This is a genomic window from Rhodococcus sp. WS3 (genome assembly GCF_003797085.1).
GTDB classification, from domain to species: Bacteria; Actinomycetota; Actinomycetes; order Mycobacteriales; family Mycobacteriaceae; genus Rhodococcus_F; species Rhodococcus_F globerula.
This window is the reverse complement of the sequence record NZ_RKMA01000001.1, coordinates 1271942-1293097: the sequence shown is the minus strand read 5'-3', so window position 1 is coordinate 1293097 and position 21156 is coordinate 1271942. Positions and strand designations below refer to the sequence as shown.

Genomic DNA, 21156 nt, shown 5'->3' with positions numbered 1-21156 from the left:
GGTGTTCTTTACTTTGTGACTACCATCACGGAATAATGCTGTTTCCGTAAGTCACAGTAAATTGTTCGTCACCTTGCCGCGCAACCTTCACGAGGAGCACCGTTGAGCTTCAAGAGTCCGTTCCCCGACGTCGACATCCCCAACGTCAGTGTCTACGACTTCCTGTTCGGAAACATCGAACCCGCTGATCTCGACAAGACTGCGTTTGTCGAGGGCGCTTCGGGCACCGTCACCACGTACGCCTCGCTGATCGCGCAGATCAACGGCGTCGCTGGAGCCCTCGCCGCGCGCGGACTCGCTGTGGGGGATGTCGTCGCTCTGCATTCACCGAACGTCCCGGCGTTCGGATCCGTCTTCCACGGCATCTTGCGTGCCGGTGGCGTTGCGACCACCATCAACGCTCTCTACACCGCCGAGGACATCGCCAAGCAACTCACCGACTCGAAGGCCACGTTCCTCTTCACGGTCTCGCCGCTGCTTCCGCAAGCCGAGGCGGCGGCCGACGAGGTCGGCATCCCGGCCGAGAACGTGATCGTCCTCGACGGCGCCGAAGGCCACCTCTCGCTGCGCGATCTGCTCGGTGAAGGTGCGACGCCGCCCGAGGTTTCCTTCGATCCGGCCACCCAACTCGCGGTGCTGCCGTACTCGTCAGGCACTACCGGTCGACCCAAGGGGGTCATGCTCACCCATCGCAACCTGGTCGCGAATGTCTGCCAGATCATGCCGCGGATGGGCATCGGCTCCGACGACAAGATTCTCGCAGTCCTGCCGTTCTTCCACATCTACGGCATGACGGTGCTGCTCAACGCCGCGCTCTTCGCCCGCGCGAGCCTGATTACGATGCCGAAGTTCGATCTCGTCGAATTTCTGCGGATCCTCGCCGAGCAGAAATCGACATACATCTTCGTCGCGCCGCCCGTCGCGGTCGCGTTGGCGAAACATCCACTGGTCGACCAGTACGACCTGTCGAGTGTGCACACGATTTTCTCCGGCGCCGCCCCGCTCGATGCCGCCCTCGGCAAGGCCGTCGCCGATCGCCTGAACTGCCGGGTCCGTCAGGGCTACGGCATGTCCGAGATGAGCCCGGTCAGCCATGCAATTCCGTTCGACCGGGACGACATGCCGCTCGACTCGTGCGGCCCGACCATCGCGAACATGGAATGCAAGCTCGTCGATCCGGGCACCGGTGAAGAGGTTGCATACCCCGCGGCCGGTTCCGGCGAGGTCAGTTCGCCCGGTGAGCTGTGGTGCAAGGGCCCGAACATCATGGCCGGGTACCTCGGGAACGAGCAGGCAACCAAAGACACCCTCGACGCCGACGGTTACCTGCGTACCGGCGACATTGCGACCGTCGACGACGAAGGTGTCGTCACCATCGTCGACCGTCTCAAGGAACTGATCAAGTACAAGGGCTACCAGGTTCCGCCGGCCGAACTCGAAGCGTTGCTGCTCACCCACCCGCAGATCGCCGACGCCGCCGTCATCGGAGTGCTCGACGAGGAGGGCGAGGAAGTGCCGAAGGCGTTTGTCGTCCTGCAGGACGGTGCCGCGTTGTCCGAGGCCGACGTCATCGCTTTTGTCGCCGAGCGCGTCTCACCGCACAAGAAGGTTCGCCAGGTCGCCTTCATCAGCACGGTCCCCAAGTCCGCGGCCGGAAAGATTCTCCGTAAGGATCTGCGCACCGCAGAAGCAGCGCAAAGCTGATTTCGCGGCAGGGTTGATCAAGACGTGTTCCGGTACTCATGCCAGGATGAACGGCATGAGTATCGGAACACTGGTCCTGCTTCGCCACGGCGAGAGCGAATGGAATGCACTCAATCTGTTCACCGGCTGGGTGGACGTACACCTGACCGACAAGGGCATGGCCGAAGGCAAGCGCGCCGGCGAACTGCTCGCCGAGCACGGCCTGCTGCCCGATGTCCTCTACACCTCGCTGCTTCGCCGCGCGATCAGCACAGCCAACCTCGCACTCGATGCGGCCGATCGCCACTGGATCCCCGTCGTCCGCGACTGGCGCCTCAACGAGCGCCATTACGGCGCCCTGCAGGGCAAGAACAAGGCTCAGACCAAAGAGGAGTACGGCAACGATCAGTTCATGCTGTGGCGTCGTAGCTACGACACGCCGCCGCCGGCCATCGAAGCGGGCAGCGAATACAGCCAGGACACCGATCCGCGTTACGCAAACCTCGACGAGGTGCCGCTGACCGAGTGCCTGCTCGACGTCGTCAAGCGGTTGATCCCGTACTGGGAAGACACGATCTCCCAGGAACTGCTCGCAGGTAAGAACGTTCTGGTCACCGCTCACGGCAATTCGCTGCGCGCCTTGGTCAAGCACCTCGACGGTATTTCCGACGAGGACATCGCCGGTCTCAACATCCCGACGGGCATTCCGCTGCGTTACGACCTCGACGAGAACCTGCAGCCGCTCAACCCGGGCGGCACCTACCTCGATCCCGAGGCGGCCGCCGCAGGCGCTGCCGCAGTGGCGAATCAGGGCGCGAAGTAGCGCCATCATGATGACTTCCGAAGCCCCTCGAACTGACTGTTCGGGGGGCTTCGGCGAACAGCAGATGAACGGCGCGCCAACGCCGCCCACCGGGCGGATGACGTGGGCGGAAATGCTCGAACCCGCCGTAACCCACTCGACGCGCGAACGTACGATTGCGCCGTGAGTGTCGCAACTGCAGTGCTGCTGATCGTGGTTGGCGGCTTGATCGGATACCTCGTCGGAGGTGTGCTGATTCCGAGGCTGAGCTCACGGCACCGGGAACGTGCTGCAGAACAGACCGGGTTGACAATGTCGCAGGTCCTGGACCTGATCGTGCTGGCGTCCGAGAGCGGTATCGCCGTTGTCGACGGCTATCACGACGTGGTGCTGTTCAATCCCCGCGCGGAAGAGTTGGGGCTTGTCAAGAATCGCCGCGTCGACGAGCGGGCGTGGCAGGCAGCCCTGAAGGTGCTCGAGACCGGGCAACCCGTCGAAGTGGATCTGACGGCCACAACCGTCCAACGCGGACGCGACAAGATCGCGGTTCGCGGGGTGGCGCGTCTGCTCAGCAAGGACGAGCGCAATTTCGTGGTCCTGTTCGCGGACGACGATTCCGAGCAGGTTCGCATGGAGGCGACGAGACGCGACTTCGTTGCGAACGTCAGTCACGAACTCAAAACCCCGGTCGGAGCGATGAGTTTGCTGGCAGAAGCACTGCTGGAATCCGCCGACGATCCGGAGTCGGTGCGGCACTTCGGCGAACGAGTGCACAGCGAGTCGATTCGCCTCGGCAAGATGGTGACGGAACTGATCGCGCTTTCACGATTGCAGGGAGCCGAGAAACTTCCCGACCTCGATGTCGTGGACGTGGATACCGTTGTCTCCGAAGCGTTGTCGAGGTCGAGGTTGTCGGCCGAGGCGGCCGAGATCACCGTCACCACCGATCATCCGAGTGGACTCGAAGTTCTCGGCGATCAGACGTTGCTCGTTACCGCACTGTCCAATCTCATCGAGAATGCGATTGCATACTCGCCCAAGGGTTCTCCGGTGTCGGTCAGTCGCTCGATGCGCGGTGGCAACGTCGCCATCGCCGTGACCGATCGCGGCGAGGGAATCGCAAAATCCGACCAGGAACGCGTATTCGAGCGATTCTTCCGGGTCGACAAAGCACGATCGCGCCAGACCGGAGGCACCGGACTGGGGCTCGCGATCGTCAAGCACGTAGCGGCCAATCACAACGGCTCCATCGACGTATGGAGCAAACCAGGAACCGGGTCCACCTTCACCTTGCAGATACCAGCGCATGTGGAGGAGACCGACGACCTCGACGACGGCGACGCGGGAACACTCGGTTCCGGGCGAAGCGGTAGACGAGATTCAGGCAGTAAAGACACAGGCATGGAGGCCAAACGATGACGAGGGTGCTGATCGTGGAGGACGAGGAGTCGTTGGCGGATCCGCTGGCGTTCCTGCTCCGCAAGGAAGGGTTCGAGACCACCATCGTCAACGACGGCCCGTCGGCCTTGGCGGAATTCGATCGTTCCGGCGCAGACATCGTGCTGCTGGACCTCATGCTTCCCGGTATGAGCGGTACCGACGTGTGCAAGGCGCTGCGCACTCGTTCCGGTGTGCCCGTCATCATGGTGACGGCACGCGACAGCGAGATCGACAAGGTAGTCGGCCTCGAACTCGGTGCGGACGACTACGTGACCAAGCCGTATTCGGCCCGCGAACTCATTGCCCGTATCCGGGCCGTGCTGCGCCGCGGCGTCGAGAACGAGGCAGACCTGGGTTCGGAAAACGGTGTCCTCGAAGCCGGACCGGTCCGGATGGACGTCGAACGCCACGTCGTCCAGGTGGGTGGGAATCCGATCACGTTGCCGCTCAAGGAGTTCGATCTCCTCGAGTACCTGCTCCGCAATTCCGGACGCGTGCTCACCCGCGGCCAGTTGATCGATCGTGTGTGGGGAGCGGACTACGTCGGCGACACCAAAACCCTTGACGTGCACGTGAAGCGGCTACGTTCCAAGATCGAAGCGGACCCGGCCAAGCCGGAACATCTCGTGACCGTACGTGGTCTGGGATACAAGCTCGAAGCCTGAAAGAACGACGAAAAAGTTCAGCCGCCCCACACGTCGTGAGGGGCGGCTGAAGTTGTTTTTACGCCTGAGCTTTGTTCTGAGCGATCGTGGTTGCCGGGTGGACTGCGATAAGGCCGAGCCCGGCCCGGCGCCTGCAGAGGCGAGCCAGCTCGTCGTAAACGGCCTTCCCGAGTAACTCGGTCAACTCCGGGGCGTACGACTGCCACACCTGCTTCTGGCCGACATGAGCGTCGGGCGAGCCCGAGCAGTACCAGGACAGGTCGTCGCCGCCCTCGCCCCAGCCGCGGCGGTCGTACTCGGTGATCGTGGTCTTGAGGATCTGAACCCCGTCCGGGCGGTCCACCCAGTCCTGGGTACGACGGATCGGAAGCTGCCAGCACACGTCCGGCTTCACCTCGAGCGGCTCGATGCCCTTCTTGAGCGCCATCGAGTGAAGCGCGCACCCCTGGCCGCCCGCAAAACCCGGCCGATTCAGGAAAATGCACGCGCCCTTGTAGCGGCGGGTGCGCAGCGCCGGCTCGTCCTCGAGGTCGTCTTCCTCGACGTAGCCCTTCTTGCCGAGACCCTTCTCCATGAACTGCCAGTCCTCGGCTGTGAGCAGTTTCACTGACGCATCGAGCTTGTCCTGATCCTCCTGATCGGAGAGAAACGCGCCGTGCGAGCAACATCCGTCGTCGGGACGATCGCCGAGAATTCCCTGGCATGCCGGAGTACCGAACACGCAGGTCCAGTGCGAGAGCAGCCACGTCATATCGGCGGCAATGAGGTGTTCGGAGTTGTCGGGGTCGACAAATTCGACCCACTCGCGCGGGAAATCGAGGTCGACCTCGGGGCTTGGAGTCATCTTGTGGGACCGGTCTGGGTTACCTGCTGTCACAAGGGCAGACCGTAGACCCAGTAACGTGGCGATGTGCGACTAGGGGTACTCGACGTCGGAAGCAACACCGTTCATCTACTGGTAGTGGACGCCCACCGTGGCGGCCACCCAACACCCATGAGCTCCACCAAGGCGACTTTGCGGCTCGCGGAAAACACCGACGACCGGGGCGACATCACCGTCGTCGGGGCTGATCGGCTGGTCTCCACAGTCGGGGAATTCGCCGGTATCGCCAAAATGTCCGGATGTGAGGAAATGATGGCGTTTGCCACCTCCGCCGTGCGCGACGCCAACAATTCCGAAGCGGTGCTCGCCCGGGTTCGCGCGGAGACGGGCGTAGGGCTCGAGGTGCTCTCCGGTGTCGACGAAGCCCGATTGACTTTCCTTGCGGTCCGCCGTTGGTACGGCTGGAGCGCCGGACGCATCCTGAACCTCGATATCGGTGGAGGTTCGCTCGAGCTCACCGCAGGCGGCGACGAGGATCCGGACGTCGCGTTCTCACTCCAACTCGGCGCAGGCCGGCTCACCCGGGACTGGCTCCACGCCGACCCGCCCGGCAAGCGCCGCGTCGCCGTGCTTCGCGACTGGTTGGACGCAGAACTGCTCGGACCAGCCAAGGAACTCCGCAGCGCCGGTGACTGGGACCGGACCGTCGGCACCTCGAAGACCTTCCGTTCCTTGGCCAGGCTCACCGGCGCGGCACCGTCCGCAGCCGGGCCGCGTGCCAAACGGACCCTGACCGCCAGCGGACTCAGGCAACTCATAGCCTTCATATCCAGGATGACGGCGTCAGACCGTGCAGAATTGGAAGGAGTGAGTGCAGATCGGTCACAGCAGATTGTGGCCGGCGCACTCATCGCAGAAGCAACCATGCGAGCGCTCGGAGTGGACGAACTCGAAATTTGTCCGTGGGCATTGCGCGAGGGTCTGATTCTGCGGAAGCTCGACACAGAAATGGGCGGTGAATTGGTGGTGAGTGCTTGATGACCGAGGACAGTCAGCAGATTTCCGTAGCGGAACTGCTCAAGCGGAACGGTCAGACGGTCGAGTCCCGCGGTGGGCGTCGTCGTAGGGGCGTGGCCGGAGGTATCTCCGTAGCTGAACTCACCGGCGAAATTCCGATCGTTCGGCCTGCCGGTTCACGTTCGGTAGCCGAATCGGACGCACCCACGGCACCGCCTGAAACCAAGCCTGCCGAGACCGAGATCGTCGAGACCAAGACCGTCGAGACCAAGACCGTCGAGACCAAGCCTGAGTCCACTCAGGCTCCGGTGACCGAGTTCACGCAGTCGGTCGAGAACGACGAGTCGGACGACACCAAGATCGACCTTCACAAGCCGATCTCCAAGAGCGCGCCGGGGCAGTGGGTCAGCCGCGCACCCGTCGAGCCGAAGAAGGCTGCGCCTCTCGCGCCGACCCAGGCTGTGCCGGTTGTGTCGACCCAGGCTGTGCCGGTTGTGTCGACCCAGGCTGTGCCGGTTTTGTCTCAGCAGGACGTGCCCGAGACCACGACCAGGAAGCCGGTGCCGGCTGGGCCACCGAAGGTGACGCAGGAGCCTGCTCTGCTGTCCGGTCAGACGTTGGCAGGTGACCTGATGCGGCAAGAACGCGAGGTTTCCCAGAATCCGTCGATGCGCTCGCCGATCCTGCCTCCGCGAGTCGCGCCAAGCCCGGCTGACGCCGATGTCAGTACCGAGATGATGGCCTCGATCAGCGACGAACCCGCCGAGAATGCCGGTTCGACGGAACCAGCCGCCGCAGCGCCGGAGCCCTCGCCTGCTTCCGTGGAAGAGGTTGCACCGGCCGAGCCTGCCACTGCAGAAGACACCGGTGATCGGAACTCGATCCGTGAATGGGCGATCCTGGCCGGACAGGTTGTTGTTGCGCTCATCATCGGCGGCGCGATGTTCAAGGGTTTCGAGAAGCTCTGGGACATGCTGCCGTGGGTGGCGCTGGTACTTGCCCTGATCGTTATCGTCGGTCTGGTGGCGGTTGTTCGAGTTCTGCGGAAAACGGACGACATCACGAGTTTTGTGATTGCGGTCGTTGTCGGCATGATCGTGACCTTGGGTCCGCTGGCGTTCTTGTTGACCTCGGGTTGATCCGACGATGATCGCTGTGGGCTTGTCGACGGCATCGGTTTATCCCGAGAACACCGAAGCTGCGTTCCGCTACGCGGCCGATTTGGGATACGACGGCATCGAATTGATGGTGTGGGCCGAGTCGGTCAGCCAGGACGTCGGTGGCGTTGCGGCGTTGGTGCGCAAATACGGAATTCCGGTGCAGGCAGTTCATGCGCCGTGTCTGCTGATTTCGCAGCGTGTGTGGGGAGCCGATCCGATCGAGAAGCTCGAGCGGTCCGTCCGCACTGCGGAGACGTTGGGCGCCACCACTGTGGTTGTGCACCCGCCGTTTCGGTGGCAACGCAAATATGCCGACGGATTTGCGGATCAGGTCGTCGACCTCGAATCGCGAAGCAGCGTAGTCGTAGCTGTCGAGAATATGTTCCCCATGCGTGCCGACAGCTTTTTCGGCGGCAAGGACCGCTCGGCCGAGCGACTGCGTAAGCGCGGCGGTCCCGGTGCGGCGTTGTCGGCGTTCAGTCCGTCGTACGATCCCACCGATTCCGATCATTCCCACTACACACTCGACTTGTCGCACACCGCAACTGCCGGCATGGACGCGTTCGAACTGGCTGCGAGAATGGGCAAGGGACTCCAGCATCTGCACCTCGCGGACGGGCGAGGCGCGTCGATGGACGAGCACCTGATTCCCGGCCACGGATCACAACCCTGTGCCGAGATATGCCGACACCTGGCCGCAACAGGTTTCACCGGCCAGGCCGTCCTCGAGATCAATACCCAGAATGCTCGCACGCGGCGGGAAAGATCCTCGATGCTGGCGCAGGCACTCGCGTTTGCACGCGAGCACCTGGCCTGAATCTTTGGTGGCTGTTAGCGATGCCCGGCAGTGAGCGCTGCGTCGAACTGTGAGCGCACTTCCTCGATGTGGGAATCGAGGTCGTCGAGTTGCCATCCGGTAGTGGAGATGGGGTCGAGAACCGAAACGTAGACCGGGCCCGGATGGGCGACAAGGGAATTACGCCACATGCGTTCACCGGCATTGTGGATCACAACCGGCACGATGGGAACTCCCGCTTGCATGGCCAGGTGGAACGCGCCCTTCTTGAATGCCCCGAGTTTTGGTGTGGCGGAACGTGTTCCCTCGGGCGCGATGACTATCGAGACGCCGTTTTTCAGCTTGTCGACGGCCGGTTGCAATGCCGCCTTGGCCTTGGCAGTGTTGGATCGATCGATGTACGCGACGTCCAACAGGGCGCCGATCGGCATGAACCGAGGATCGTTTGCCGCTTCCTTCTTCGCCACTCCCGTCACGTCGCGTTTGATAACGGTGCCCAGTACCAGCAGGTCCAACGAGCTTTGATGATTGAACATGAAGACGGCCGGGCGGTGATCCCATATATTGTGCTCACCGTCGATGTCGACGTCGATGCCCAACAGTGACAGGGAGATATCCGGGCCGTAGGTGCCTACGAGGTTGGCTCCCAATTGCCGGTTGCCGGTGACCAAGCCGGCCGAGAAGCCCACCACAGCAGTGGCAGCCAATGCTCCCATCGCGGTGGCGGTGCGCACCGTCGAGAGGGGAGTTGCTCCGCGTTGTGGTTTACGCAGCGTGACGGAGGGCCAGCCCTTGCGCCTCGCGACACTCGCCAGGGTGCGATCCGGATTCAAGGCGACGGGGCGGCCGACGGATTCGAGCATCGGAACATCTTCGGCACCATTGGAATACGCAAAGGCATTCCGCAGATCGACGCCGCGCTTCTCGGCGTAGGCCGCGAGTGCGTCGGCCTTCGCGGGACCCCATAGTGCCGGCGCCGACAGGTCGCCGGTGAGCATGCCGTCGATCACTTCGATTTCCGTGCACAGCACGTCTTCGATGTCGAGATCCGCGGCAACCCCTCGGGCCTGGAACGGCGTGGCCGATGTGGCCATCACAACGGTGTGACCGGCCTTTCGATGCGCCGCGAGAATCTCGCGAGCGTCGGGGTAGATCATCGCGGCGATTTCCTGCCTGAACAGCCGCTCGCCCCAGTCGTTCAGTTCTTCCTCGGTGCGGCCGGTAAGCGCGCGGACTGCGATGTCCATGAGCGCGCCGACGTCGGCACCGCGAAACTGGGTGTCGATGGCGGCACCGGTGGTCCGCAGCAGTTCGCCGAGGCTGATATCGAAGCGCCGCAGTCGATCACGGTAGACAACGCTGGCGGAGTACCCGCTGATGAGGGTGCCGTCCAGGTCGAACGCGGCAATGGTGTCGGGTCCGGCTGGGGCCGCTTTGATCGCGGCGTGCAGACGCTCGAGTCCGGTCACGGTCCTGCTTCCTCGTGAGGGGTGGGATTGGGAGTGGCTGCGGCGCCATAGGATCTGGTTGCCGCGTCGAGGCGGGAGTGGGCGAGTTCGCGGATCCGCCGCAACCGGTCGACCAATACCCGGAGTTCCTCGGCGAAGGCGACTCGACGCGCGGTGACCCCGTCGTCCACGGCTTCCACGAGATTGCGATTGCGGGCCAAATTGAGTGCGGTGGCAAACAATTCGCCGGATACCGATTCGCTGCTGGCGATCTGCTGGCGCAACCGACGCTCGTGGGCCACGTCGATGCAGTTGCGGGTGAACGACTTTTCGTCGAAGGACTTCGACACCGGCGCGAGGACCAATTGGTCGGCCACCACCTGGTACGCCTCGAGGAACGGTTGCAGTACACGGTGGGCTAGGTAAGGGCGAACGCCTTCGATGATGTGCGCGGTGCGGTTCGGGTCGGCGGTGACCGAGCTCCAACTGGGGTCGATCAGGTCCAGTTCGGTGCGCATCTCTTCTTCGAAGGTGTCCCGGTCGCTGAAGAAGAACTCGAACTTCATCAGGTCCCGAATGCGTTTGGCCTCATTCCAGCCGTCGAGGATCGGGTCGGTGAACTGCTCGTCTACCGCCGCCTGCAGAACCAGTTCCGCGATTGCCCGGGCAACGAGGAAATGAATGGTGTTGTTGCGGTAGAACGCTGCAACAAGACCTTGATCCTTGCCCAGGTAGAAGACCTTTTCGCCGCCCTTGTCGAAATGCATCAGCACGCCCGACTCGACATGCGTCTGCAGTGCCTTGTCGATGACGTGCGGATCGTCGAGTTCCACATCGCCGGCGAGCGGTAGTTTGCGCGCCGTGATGTATTGGAACAGGGGCGTGAGGATGAGGGTGAGTTCCGTGACGGTGAGCGCGCGATCCTCGATTCCGAGGAAGGGGAGCATTGCGAGAGAGGACACCGTAATCGGTGTCACCTCGTTGATGCGGTGGCACACCTCGATCGCAGCCTTCTGAATGGCCAGGCGCTGGTCGGGTTCTTGCCGGAGTGCTTCGGCAAAGGAAAGCGGTCGCCCGATCGTGACGTGTGCGACGCCGTTCCTCTTGCCTTGCGCTCGAACGTATCCGAACATCCAGCGCAGGCCTTCAGGCTTCTTCTCGGCGCCGAGGGCTTCGGCGGCCATGGCACCGACTTCGTAGAGTTGGTCGTAGCTCAGCGCCACCGGCACCAGGTAGACGTCGGAGGCGCCGCTGACGTGAAAAGCCTTGGCCAGATACGTCATCAACCCGAAACGCGGCGGACGAAGTTTGCCGGTGCGTCCACGACCGCCTTCGATGTACCACTCGAGATTGAATCGTTTGGTGAGCAGGTACCGCATGTACTCGTGCATCGACCACTTGTAGACCTCGTCGTCGCCGATGCTACGACGGATGAAGACGGTGCCACTGCGCTTGAGGATGGACCCCATTGGCCAGAAACTGATGTTGAGTCCGCCCATCACGTGATTGAGCGGAAGGCCGTTGTTGATCAGTGCGGGGCGGAGCACCAGCGGATCGAGATACGAGCGGTGGCTGGGAAGGAAGACAAGTGAATGTTCCTTGTTGAGCTCCCGCAGTTCGTCGAATCGGCTGGTGTCGACATCGATCGTGTACGCGCGAGCGAAGTAGCGTCCCAAACGATCCCACACCGCGATTGCCTGACGGCTCTGGGTGGCAACCATTTCCTCGAGTGCTTCGCGCGCACGCCGGTCCACTTCGGCAACGGCGATGCCGAGACGGTCGGAGAGGGCCATGGTCTCGGTGGTGAAGCGCCGGGTGTCGGTGATTTCGTCGACGACAAATCGCGACACCTTGTACTGCCCGCCGATCAATTCGAGTTCTGCTCGCTCGAGGGAGAGGGCAGCCTGACGGCGGATGAACTCGGGCAAAGATCCGCCGCCGCTTTCGTCGAGGCGGCGTGACAGGTCGCTGAGCGGGGCGGGCCGGCCCTCGATGACCTGGCACCGGTCGGGGTCGGTACGCAGTGTGCGGCGCTGCGCGCTCCGGCCGGGGTGCAACGGATCTCGCGGGGCGAGCGCATTGCGAACGCGCCCTGCTACGTTCTGTTCGGTTCGGTTGCTGGGTAGCCACACCACTCGCAACGGAGCGAGCATCGGGTCGTCGGTTCGGCGGGACAGTTCGCCGAGCGTGCGATCGGTGATCGCGACGGTAGTCGACGGCTGCGCTGTGCCGCGAGCTTTGTCGGCCAACCACTTTCGCAGCACGCCTGCTTCGGCCTCGGTCATCGGCTCGGTCAGGTAGACATTCTGTCGGGTCACGTCTGCGGTCATGACTCACGCACCTTCCGCAGCGGTTCCGAGGGCCGAGATCTCATCGAGGCTGTCTTGGATGCACTGCATGAGTAATGCAGGTTTGGTGACGGCTGCAGTGTCGATGTTGATTCCGATGCAGCAGATTCCGACGTGCGAGACCAGCGTTGCCATCACGGCGCAGCCAGGGGCGGGACCGAACGGGAACATCCGCTCGATCTTCGCGCCGGCAAGATAGACCGGGACGGGAACGCCCGCAACGTTGCTCGCTTGCAGATCGAGTCCGGTGGACTGGGACAGGTACCAGCTCGCGAGGAGCTGATTTGGCAGGCGCGCGAGGACGGGCGCAGCCAGGTCGACGGCGTCGAGTGCCGGCTCTTCGCGAAGGTTCAGAACGATTTCGCGGACCTGCCGGATTCGTTTGGCCGGGTCCGTCTCCGAGATCGGGCCGCTGAAGCGAACGGCGGCAAATCTGTTGCCGCCGGACGGATCCGAACCGGTGCGCATGCTGACCGGCATCCCCATGGGAACACTGTCGACCGATTGACCGAACGCGTCGTGATAGCGACGGAATCCGCCGAGTAGAGCTGCGACGTACGCGTCGTTGAGTGAGCCGCCGGCCGCTTTTGCGCCCGCTTTGAGTTCGGGCACACCAACTTCCAAGGTTCCGAACCAGCGACCGAGACCGCGTTCACGTAGGAGTGGAGAACCGGAACTGGCGGGCGGAGTGACAATTCGGCGCAGCGAGTTGGCGTAGTCCAGGACCTCGGTGGTTGTGGTGATCGGTTGTGTGATCGCGGTGGCCGCGATGTTGGTGACGCCGCGCAGGAGTCGTGCCACTCGCGACGGCGCCCGACGGATCTCGCCGATAACTTCTTCGCCGAAAGCACCGATCGAGGACAGATGCTCTGCCGGCGGCGGGGTGCGATCGGGCTTGTCCGGCGTGGGATCGGCGCGCCTGCTGTGCAGGAGCGTCATCATCTGGATTCCGCCCATGCCGTCCGTGATGGAGTGGTGGGTTTTGACGACAAAAACCGCGCGGCCGTCGTCCAGTCCCTCGATGAGCAGTGCGCTCCACGGCGGGCGAGCCTTGTCGAACGGTTCGGTGGCGAGGTGGCGGCACATACGCAGTGCGTGATCGAAATCGGCAGGCGCGGGTAGACGGACGCGTCGCAAGTGGTACCCGATGTCGAATTCGGGATCTACCGACCAGACCGGGTTACCCAGGTTCAGGGTGGGTTCGACAGCGCGCATCCGGATGCGGGGTACGACGTGCGACGCCCATTCGACAGCCCCGCGAAGACGATCCCAATCGGGCGCCTGGTCGAGGACTTCTACCGCGACGATCGGCGAGCGCAATTGTGGTTGCGCTTCTTCCATCCGCCACATCCCGGTCTCGAAATCGGACATCGTCCGGTTCGCGCCCCACGCGACCGCAGAGAGGTCGACGTCGACCGCACTAGGAGGAACAAATGGATTGTTGTCGGCCATACTTCAAGAACTCCCTCGGTCTTCGGGTCCACCCCGTCGTTCTGTATCTAAGTGTGGACCCGAGACCGTCGGCGCGTCCCGGTTTCGGTGGCAGTGAACAGATGTGACGTTCGACTGGACCGGTCAAATCAGACAGTGGCGACGGCGCCCACTGCGTTGAGTGCGATTTCTCGATAGAAGACACTGACTTCGTGCGGTGTCTGCGGACCGTCCGGCCGGAACCAGAGCGCCACCGATTGGCACATACCCAGCATGGCGCGCCCGGTGCCGGCGATGTCGGTGACGGTGAACTCGCCCTGTTCGACACCGGCGCTCAGGACGTCGGCCAGAAGGTTCTCGAGATGCTTTCGCTTGGCCGCATAGGCTTTTCGCTCTGTGTCTTCGAGGTAGCGCAGTTCGGAATCGAGGAAAGCGATGTCCGTTCGGCTGGTCATGTGCAATACAACGGCCTCGACAAGGTTTCCGAATTGTCGGGTAGGGGAGGGTCCGGCAGCGTCGACCGCTTCGCGTGCCCGGACGGTGACCGCTTCGATGCCGGTCATCATCAAGGCGACAAGAATGCCCTGCTTGTTTTCGTGGTGGTAGTACAGCGTCGGAACGGTGACGCCGGCGCGTTTGGCGATATCGCGGACGGAGGCGCCGTGGTACCCGAATTCGTGGAAGGTGGCCAGGGCTGCTGTGAGGAGCGGCGTCAGTGTCAGTGGTTCGACGGTGCGCCACCCTTCGTCCTGGGACAGTGCAGCGTCCTGGGGCGGTGCAGAAGGTTTTCTTGCCATTGTGCCTGTGAGCTCCGCTCGACAATCGTTTCTTAGTGTTCGCTAGAACGTCCGAGGATAGTCCACGCAGGGGTGGGATCACGGGCGCATTTCGGTTGGATAGTGTCGGTATCTAGTGGGGGGGCGAGGAGAGCGATGAAGATTTCCGAACTGTCGGCCAGATCCGGCGTGGCACTGCCCACTGTGAAGTACTACCTGCGTGAGGGTCTGCTGATGGCGGGCGAACCCACCAGTGCGACCGGCGCACAGTACGGCGACGATCACATTCGTCGCCTCGGGCTGATCAGAGCGCTCTCCGGGGCGGGCCTCTCCATTCCGCGCATACGTGCGATTCTCGATCTCGTCTCGGCGACGGACCTCTCCGAATTCGAGCGGATCGGACGCGCCATCGCCCAGTTGCCACCCCACGTCGACAACGATCCGGTGCACGAATTTCCGCGGGCGCAGAAGGTGCTGGAGTTTCTCGGGCAGGTGTACGACCCGCGGTATGCCGCCGTCGCTCATCTGGAACAAGCGCTGATCGGTCTCGAAGGAGCAGGTCTGACGTTGAGCGAGGAACGACTGCGGGCTTACGGAGAACACATTCGAGGAATTGCCGAAGTGGAAATCGATCTGATGCCGCTCGGTTCGACGGAAGAGGCAGTTCGGTACGCGGTCCTCGGGACCGCGATGTACGAACCGGTCCTGACAGCACTACGACGCTTGGCGCACCAAGACCTAGGATCCGCAAAGTTCACGTCACCTGCGGAGCATACGACAAACCGGATGAAGGAAAATTGATGAGCACCAGCCCTTTTCGTGATCTGAACCGACTGGAATCGCTCGGTGGCGGCCGTTTCCGCGCAACGATCGACCCGATCTGGACCATCGGACCCAAGGTTCACGGCGGGTCGATGATGGCAGTGTGCGCGGCGGCTGCGAGAGCGGCGTTGCGCGACAATGCTTCCGGCAACGACGGCGTGCGGGCGATGCAACCTATTGCCGTCAGTGCGAATTACCTCGCCGCACCCGATCCGGGTGACGTGGAATTGGCAGTGACAGTGCAGAAGCAGGGGCGCCAGGTGTCGCTGGTGGACGTCGAGTTGAGTCAGGCGGGAAGGATTGCCGTCCGCGCCGCGGTCACACTCGGCATTCCCGACGGCGACGTTCCTGCCTTCGTGAGCACCTCGTCGATCGACGACATGCCTGCGGAACCGTCGGAGCACGCCGCCGCGGTAGAGGGTGATCATCCGATGGCGCAGATCGTGCATGTCGGTCAAGGTTGCGACATGCGGATCGACACGACGTCCGCGCACTTTCTCACCGGCGCTCAGGGGGAGCCGGAGGTGCGGATGTGGGTGCGCGCTCGGCCCGATGACGAAGCGGATGTCGACACCGCGGTGTTGTTCGCGATCATGGCGGGAGACATCAGCGCTCCGGTCACGATGAACCGTGGACTGTTCGGCTGGGCGCCGACCGTGCAGTTGACGACGTACCTGCGCAGGCTGCCTGCACCGGGCTGGCTGCGGGTTCGGGCAAGTTCGGATGTGTTGGGCAGCACGTGGTTCGAAGAGGATCACGACATTCTCGATTCCACCGGGGCCGTGGTGGTGCAGAGTAGGCAGTTGGCCATGATGCCCCGGTAATTCCCCTCGATGTCGTCGTGGCAGGCTTGACGGCATGACAAGAATTGCGATTATCGGTGGCGGCAAGATCGGCGAGGCGCTGATCTCCGGGTTGCTGCACGCAGGCCATGCGATCAAGGATCTGGTTGTTGCCGAGCAGTATCAGCCGCGCGTGGAGGAACTGATTGCCGAGTACTCCATCCGCGTCACCACGATCGAGGACGCGGCCGACGGTGCTGACGTTATCGTGATCGCCGTCAAGCCGAACGACGTCGAGGCAGCTCTGACAGCGCTGTCGAAGGTGGATCTCGACGGTGATCTCGAGCAGTTGATCGTCTCGCTCGCCGCCGGTATCCCCATCGGGTTCTACGAAACGCGGCTTCCTGCAGGGTTCCCGGTGATTCGGGTCATGCCGAATACACCGATGCTGGTCGGCGAAGGCGTCAGCGTTCTGGCGCCGGGCCGACACGTCAAGCCGGAGCACCTGGAATTGGTGCGCGGAATTCTGGGCAGCGTCGGCAAGGTCGTCACGGTGCCCGAATCGCAGATCGATGCTGTCACGGCCGTATCCGGTTCTGGTCCGGCATACATGTTCCTGGTGGCCGAAGCGATGATCGATGCCGGTGTCAGTCTCGGTCTCACTCGTGCAGTGGCGTCTGAATTGGTTGTTCAGACGATGGTCGGTTCGGCCGCGATGCTCGATCGCACCGGAGACAGCGCCGGCGATCTTCGGGCTGCCGTGACCTCGCCAGGTGGCACGACAGCCGCAGCGCTTCGCGAACTTGAGGCAGGCGGTCTTCGAACCGCGTTCTACAACGCTCTCGAGGCCGCTAAGACGCGTTCAGTCGCAATGGGTGCCGCTGTCGAATAGTCGCCCATTACGCCACACCCGTCGCTTTAACCCCACAAGTACAGCTAAGCTCGGGGTTAGTACGTACGTGTCTGTTCCGCCGGAGGGGAAGCCGGCGGCGCGAGTCGTACTGGAGGTATGTGGATTTATGGTGTCTGCAAACAAGCCGTCCATGGGTTCGTCCCACGACGGGAAGCCGGCCGTGGCCGGAACACAATTCCTCACGGTTGCCGAGGTGGCAACGTTGATGAGGGTGTCGAAGATGACTGTGTACCGTTTGGTACACAGCGGCGAATTGCCCGCTGTTCGAGTGGGACGTTCGTTCCGTGTACATGCGAAAGCGGTGCACGATTATCTCGAAACCTCGTACTTCGACGCAGGCTGACCAGCCGATTCGGAGAGGACGACCTCGGCGTAAGCCCTGTCGCGGGCACAGCAGAAGCTGTGCCGGAGGCTCGGTTTATGTCGAGTGAGTCCGCACCGGTACGATAATCAACTGTCGTACCAGCAAGCTGGTGTCGTAAGGCGCTGAGCTAGTTAAAACGAGGGCCAGGCGCCAGTTGCTTGGCGCAGGCGTACGTGACCGGCGTGCGCAGGAACGCTATAGAAGAACGTGAGGGACACCCGCTATGGGTTCAGTGATCAAGAAGCGTCGCAAGCGCATGTCCAAGAAGAAGCACCGCAAGTTGCTTCGTCGTACCCGAGTGCAGCGCAGGAAACTCGGTAAATAAGCAGTACTGTGCACTAAGCGTCGATGCCCGCCACTTCTTCGGAAGCGGCGGGCATCGTTGTCTGTTCGGGGCCTGTTCGGGGGGTTATGGACACGCCGTCCCACTCCGTGGGAGATATGTCTTGAATGAGTGTGATGCGGGTAAACAGCGCGAGACCCCGACTGGCCGTATGGTGGGGGAAACTTGTCACAAAAGTGATTCGGGAACGATCGTTCGTCCTGGATAGGGGGGTACTTGGTGGTAGTTCGTGACACAGCAGCCGACGAAAAATCAGCAGGCGACACGAAATCGGACAATGTAGTTCCCCGCGTGGTTCTCGTGACCGGCACAAGCCGATTTCTGGGCGGTTACCTGGTAACCCGACTGGCGCAGAATCCGGCAATCGAGCGAGTGATCGCCGTTGACTCCGTGAGCCCGAGCAAAGACATGTTGCGCCGAATGGGCCGTGCCGAATTCGTGCGCGCCGATATCCGCAACCCCCTCATCGGCAAGGTCATCCGAGGCGCCGAAGTTGATACTGTCGTACACGCGTCGACCCTGCAGAAGGCCCCCAAATCAGGTTCACGCGCAGCGATGAAGGACATGAACGTCATCGGTGCAATGCAGTTGTTCGCTGTGTGCCAGAAGGCCCCTACCGTTCGCAAAGTCGTTCTCCGATCCGCGTCGGTCGTGTACGGGTGCAGTGCCAAAGATCCCGCCCAGTTCACGGAAGAGATGAGCGCGCGTCGGCGCCCGCCCGGAGGCTACGCCAGGGACACCCTCGAAATCGAGGGGTACCTCCGAGGCATGGGACGTCGCCGGCCCGACATCGACGTGGCAATTCTGAGACTTGCTCCGCTGATCGGCCCCCAACTCACCGCAACGGTCGGGCACTACATCAGTGCACCGGTGGTTCCCACCATTGCCGGACGTAACGCACGTCTGCAGTTGCTGCACGCCGAGGACGCGCTTGCCGCGCTCGAATGCGCCACCGTTACCCCGGTGGCGGGAACGTACAACATCGCAGCAGACGGGGTTGTGATGATGTCGCAGGCCATCAGGCGAGCCGGACGCATCGAAGTTCCGATGCCGCTGGCGCTGTTCCGCAGCGTCGGCAACGCCTTGGTGGGTTCGTCCATGCGGTTGTACACCGACGAACAACTCGAGTACTTCCGGTTCGGGTGCGGTCTGGACACCACACGAATGCGCAGCGAGATGGGATTCGAGCCGAGGTGGACGACGATGCAGGCGCTCGACGACTTCGTCCGGGCCATGCAGACGCGGCGGATCATCGGGCCCGAGTGGATCGACCGGGCGGAGAAAACGTTGACCGCGATAGTCGGCGGCAACGGAGCCGTGGCGTCACCGAGCGCCGACGTGATGTCGATGACGACCCCGGACCGAGGTGTGGTGGAGCGATGAGTGACGTGGCAAAGGTAATTCCGTTGCGGCCGCACCCAACCCGAAGCGAAGCAAGCTCACGTGAATCGGTAACCGGCGCGCAACGATTGGTGCGAGAGCAGAGCGAGCGCCGGCATCCTTCGAGTGGGGCGTTGCCACCCAAGACTCCGAACGACGGGTCGTTTGTCGACACCGTCCGCTCGGGACTGGTCGATCAGATCGCGTCGACGGCGGAGTTCCTACGGCGCCGGATGGCCGGTGACTACGAGGTCGACGAGTTCGGGTTCGATCCGCACTTCGCGGACCACATCGTCATGCCGGTGCTGCGGCCACTGTTCGAGAAGTGGTTTCGTGTCGAGGTCAGCGGAATCGAGAACATCCCCCTTACCGGCGGCGCTCTGGTGGTCGCGAATCATGCCGGCGTGATTCCGATCGACGGGTTGATGACGTCCGTTGCCGTACACGATCACCACCCGGCGCACCGGCCACTGCGAATGTTGGCTGCGGACATGGCATTCGAAATGCCGCTGGTCGGCGGACTTGCGCGCAAAGCCGGGCACACACTGGCTTGCAACCCGGATGCCGAGCGACTTCTGCGTGAGGGTGAAGTGGCGGCGGTCTTCCCCGAAGGGTTCAAGGGAATCGGAAAACCGTTCAGTGAGCGCTACAAGTTGCAGAGGTTCGGACGCGGCGGATTCGTTTCGGCCGCAATGCGTACCGGAGTTCCGATCATCCCGTGCTCGATAGTCGGCTCGGAAGAGATCTACCCGAAAATCGGCGACTTGACGACGCTGTCACGGTTGTTGGGCCTTCCTTATTTCCCGGTCACTCCGTTGTTTCCGCATCTGGGACCGCTCGGGCTGGTTCCGCTGCCGTCGAAATGGCACATCGAATTCGGGACGCCGATCGTCACGGACACGTACGACGCAGGTGCAGAAGAGGATCCGATGGTTCTCTTCGAAGTGACCGACCACGTGCGCGAGACCATCCAGCAGACGCTCTACCGGCTGCTGGCCAAGCGCCGCAACATTTTCCTGGGCTGAACTGAAAGCGGGGCTGGGCTGAAAGCTGGGCTGAACTGAAAGTCCGGATCGGATTCGATCCGGACTTTCGATTCCGTCAGGCGTTCTGTTCTTTCCGACGTGCAAGGATGACGGCGAGTGCACCACTGATCGCCCCGAGCACCAGCGCCGTGGGAACACCGATCTTGGCCGCTTTGCGCGCGGTGCGGAAATCACGCACTTCCCAGCCGCGGTTCTTTGCGAGTTCGCGAAGATCGGCGTCGGGATTGATCGCAACAGCGGTACCGACGAGGGACAGCATCGGGACGTCGTTGTGAGAGTCGGAGTACGCGGAGCACCGCTTGAGGTTGAGGCCCTCGCGAACCGCCAGCGTGCGGACGGCATGCGCCTTGCCCATTCCGTGCAGGATGTCACCGACAAGACGGCCGGTGAAGACGCCGTCCTCACTCTCCGCGACTGTGCCCAAGGCTCCCGTCAGACCCAACTTCTCGGCGATGACCTGCGCGAGTTCGACAGGGGTAGCCGTCACCAACCAGACCTGCTGGCCCGCGTCCAAGTGCATCTGAGCCAACGCACGCGTGCCAGGCCAGATCTTGTCCGCGATCACCTCGTCGTAGATTTCCTCACCGAGGCGGGCGAGTTCAGCCGTTGACCGGCCGGCGACAAACGAGAGAGCCTTCTCGCGGCCCTCGGCAACATCGTCACTGCTCTCGCGTCCGGTTACCCGGAATTTGACCTGTTTCCAGGCGAAATCCACCAGGTCCGACGTTTTCAGGTATTTCCGGGCGGCCAACCCACGTGCGAAGTGAATGATGGACGCACCTTGGACCATGGTGTTGTCGACGTCGAAGAATGCCGCAGCAGTGAGGTCTCGCGGCACCGCCGGTACAGCGTCGTCGGCCGTGGGCTCTTCCGCTTGGGCGGCCGCGGTGAGTGCCAGGGCCGCGTCCGCACTGGCCTCACCGGCGAGGTTGGCTCGAACTTCCGATTCGCTCGGTCCCAGCGGATTCTTGACCCGGCGACGGCCAGGGAGAATGACCCCGGCCAGCCCCGACCCGAATCCGGAACCGTTCGGTAGTGATCGCGCAGGCACCCGCACCTCCCGTGTTGCACCGTTGAGCAGAGAACTCTTGAAGTCAGCCTATCCTCCGCGGTGAGG

20 protein-coding genes are annotated in these 21156 nt (G+C 62.8%); 14 read left to right on the top strand and 6 right to left on the bottom strand.

Translation table 11 applies throughout. The annotated features are described in order from the left end of the window. Positions 1-102 precede the first annotated feature (102 nt). The 4 genes from EEB13_RS05910 to EEB13_RS05895 all read left to right on the top strand — a co-directional run bounded on the left by EEB13_RS05910 (position 103) and on the right by EEB13_RS05895 (position 4590). Entirely contained in the window at positions 103-1704 is a 1602-nt protein-coding gene (locus EEB13_RS05910; RefSeq protein ID WP_141484831.1) for an AMP-binding protein, read from the top strand. A gap of 46 nt (positions 1705-1750) precedes the next feature. Beyond that, the gene (locus tag EEB13_RS05905; RefSeq protein WP_172936322.1) at positions 1751-2506 is read left to right on the top strand and encodes a phosphoglyceromutase; all 756 of its coding nucleotides are present in this window, start codon (positions 1751-1753) and stop codon (positions 2504-2506) included. Positions 2507-2668: 162 nt separating this feature from the next. After that, positions 2669-3904 carry a sensor histidine kinase gene (locus EEB13_RS05900; RefSeq protein ID WP_141484830.1) on the top strand — a complete coding sequence of 412 codons (1236 nt, stop codon included), beginning with the start codon at positions 2669-2671 and terminating at the stop codon, positions 3902-3904. Further along, positions 3901-4590 (top strand): response regulator transcription factor, encoded by a 690-nt coding sequence (locus EEB13_RS05895; RefSeq protein ID WP_033235505.1) that lies wholly within the window; start codon positions 3901-3903, stop codon positions 4588-4590. Before EEB13_RS05900 ends, EEB13_RS05895 begins: the two co-directional genes overlap by 4 nt. Positions 4591-4648: 58 nt before the next feature. On the opposite strand, the gene EEB13_RS05890 is transcribed toward EEB13_RS05895, so the two are convergent. Further along, positions 4649-5434 (bottom strand): hypothetical protein, encoded by a 786-nt coding sequence (locus tag EEB13_RS05890; protein ID WP_033235504.1) that lies wholly within the window; start codon positions 5432-5434, stop codon positions 4649-4651. 66 nt (positions 5435-5500) lie between these two features. Between EEB13_RS05890 and EEB13_RS05885 the strand changes: the two genes are divergently transcribed. Genes EEB13_RS05885 through EEB13_RS05875 form a run of 3 tightly spaced genes read left to right on the top strand, consistent with a single transcriptional unit; the run spans position 5501 to position 8407 of the window. Further along, positions 5501-6451, top strand: a complete 951-nt coding sequence (locus EEB13_RS05885; RefSeq protein ID WP_033235503.1) for a Ppx/GppA phosphatase family protein — start codon at positions 5501-5503, stop codon at positions 6449-6451. Further along, positions 6451-7569: a hypothetical protein gene (locus tag EEB13_RS05880; protein WP_141484829.1), complete on the top strand. Its 1119-nt coding sequence runs from the start codon at positions 6451-6453 to the stop codon at positions 7567-7569. The genes EEB13_RS05885 and EEB13_RS05880 overlap by 1 nt, the downstream gene beginning before the upstream one ends. 7 nt (positions 7570-7576) lie before the next feature. Next, a complete protein-coding gene (locus EEB13_RS05875) occupies positions 7577-8407 on the top strand; it encodes a sugar phosphate isomerase/epimerase family protein (protein ID WP_033235501.1) in 831 nt (276 codons plus the stop codon). Between the two features lie 14 nt (positions 8408-8421). Here EEB13_RS05875 and EEB13_RS05870 read toward each other — a convergent pair whose 3' ends face one another. From EEB13_RS05870 to EEB13_RS05855, 4 genes are all read right to left on the bottom strand, one after another. Then, positions 8422-9855, bottom strand: a complete 1434-nt coding sequence (locus EEB13_RS05870) for an HAD-IB family hydrolase (protein ID WP_141484828.1) — start codon at positions 9853-9855, stop codon at positions 8422-8424. Further along, on the bottom strand, positions 9852-12164 hold the full coding sequence (locus EEB13_RS05865) for a glycerol-3-phosphate 1-O-acyltransferase (RefSeq protein WP_141484827.1): 2313 nt from the start codon (positions 12162-12164) through the stop codon (positions 9852-9854). Before EEB13_RS05865 ends, EEB13_RS05870 begins: the two co-directional genes overlap by 4 nt. 3 nt (positions 12165-12167) lie before the next feature. Then, the gene (locus tag EEB13_RS05860; RefSeq protein WP_141484826.1) at positions 12168-13634 is read right to left on the bottom strand and encodes a wax ester/triacylglycerol synthase domain-containing protein; all 1467 of its coding nucleotides are present in this window, start codon (positions 13632-13634) and stop codon (positions 12168-12170) included. 128 nt (positions 13635-13762) lie between these two features. Beyond that, a complete protein-coding gene (locus tag EEB13_RS05855) occupies positions 13763-14410 on the bottom strand; it encodes a TetR/AcrR family transcriptional regulator (protein WP_051730614.1) in 648 nt (215 codons plus the stop codon). Positions 14411-14545: 135 nt separating this feature from the next. Here EEB13_RS05855 and EEB13_RS05850 point away from each other — a divergent pair, with 135 nt between their 5' ends. The 7 genes from EEB13_RS05850 (at position 14546) to EEB13_RS05820 (ending at position 20018) form a co-directional block, all read left to right on the top strand. Continuing rightward, positions 14546-15190 (top strand): MerR family transcriptional regulator, encoded by a 645-nt coding sequence (locus EEB13_RS05850; RefSeq protein ID WP_141484825.1) that lies wholly within the window; start codon positions 14546-14548, stop codon positions 15188-15190. After that, complete coding sequence (locus EEB13_RS05845; RefSeq protein ID WP_141484824.1) at positions 15190-16035, top strand: thioesterase family protein; 846 nt, start codon at positions 15190-15192, stop codon at positions 16033-16035. The genes EEB13_RS05850 and EEB13_RS05845 overlap by 1 nt, the downstream gene beginning before the upstream one ends. Positions 16036-16069: 34 nt before the next feature. Beyond that, complete coding sequence (proC, locus tag EEB13_RS05840; protein WP_033235495.1) at positions 16070-16885, top strand: pyrroline-5-carboxylate reductase; 816 nt, start codon at positions 16070-16072, stop codon at positions 16883-16885. Between the two features lie 127 nt (positions 16886-17012). Further along, on the top strand, positions 17013-17249 hold the full coding sequence (locus EEB13_RS05835) for a helix-turn-helix domain-containing protein (RefSeq protein WP_003941845.1): 237 nt from the start codon (positions 17013-17015) through the stop codon (positions 17247-17249). A 244-nt stretch (positions 17250-17493) separates the two neighbouring features. After that, positions 17494-17595 (top strand): 30S ribosomal protein bS22, encoded by a 102-nt coding sequence (locus tag EEB13_RS05830; protein WP_003402602.1) that lies wholly within the window; start codon positions 17494-17496, stop codon positions 17593-17595. A 309-nt stretch (positions 17596-17904) separates the two neighbouring features. Continuing rightward, positions 17905-18996 (top strand): NAD-dependent epimerase/dehydratase family protein, encoded by a 1092-nt coding sequence (locus EEB13_RS05825; protein ID WP_141484823.1) that lies wholly within the window; start codon positions 17905-17907, stop codon positions 18994-18996. After that, positions 18993-20018 carry a lysophospholipid acyltransferase family protein gene (locus EEB13_RS05820; RefSeq protein WP_141484822.1) on the top strand — a complete coding sequence of 342 codons (1026 nt, stop codon included), beginning with the start codon at positions 18993-18995 and terminating at the stop codon, positions 20016-20018. Before EEB13_RS05825 ends, EEB13_RS05820 begins: the two co-directional genes overlap by 4 nt. Before the next feature lie 76 nt (positions 20019-20094). Here the strand turns inward: EEB13_RS05820 and EEB13_RS05815 are convergent, their stop codons facing one another. Further along, positions 20095-21090 (bottom strand): HAD family hydrolase, encoded by a 996-nt coding sequence (locus tag EEB13_RS05815; RefSeq protein ID WP_033235493.1) that lies wholly within the window; start codon positions 21088-21090, stop codon positions 20095-20097. Positions 21091-21156 lie beyond the last annotated feature (66 nt).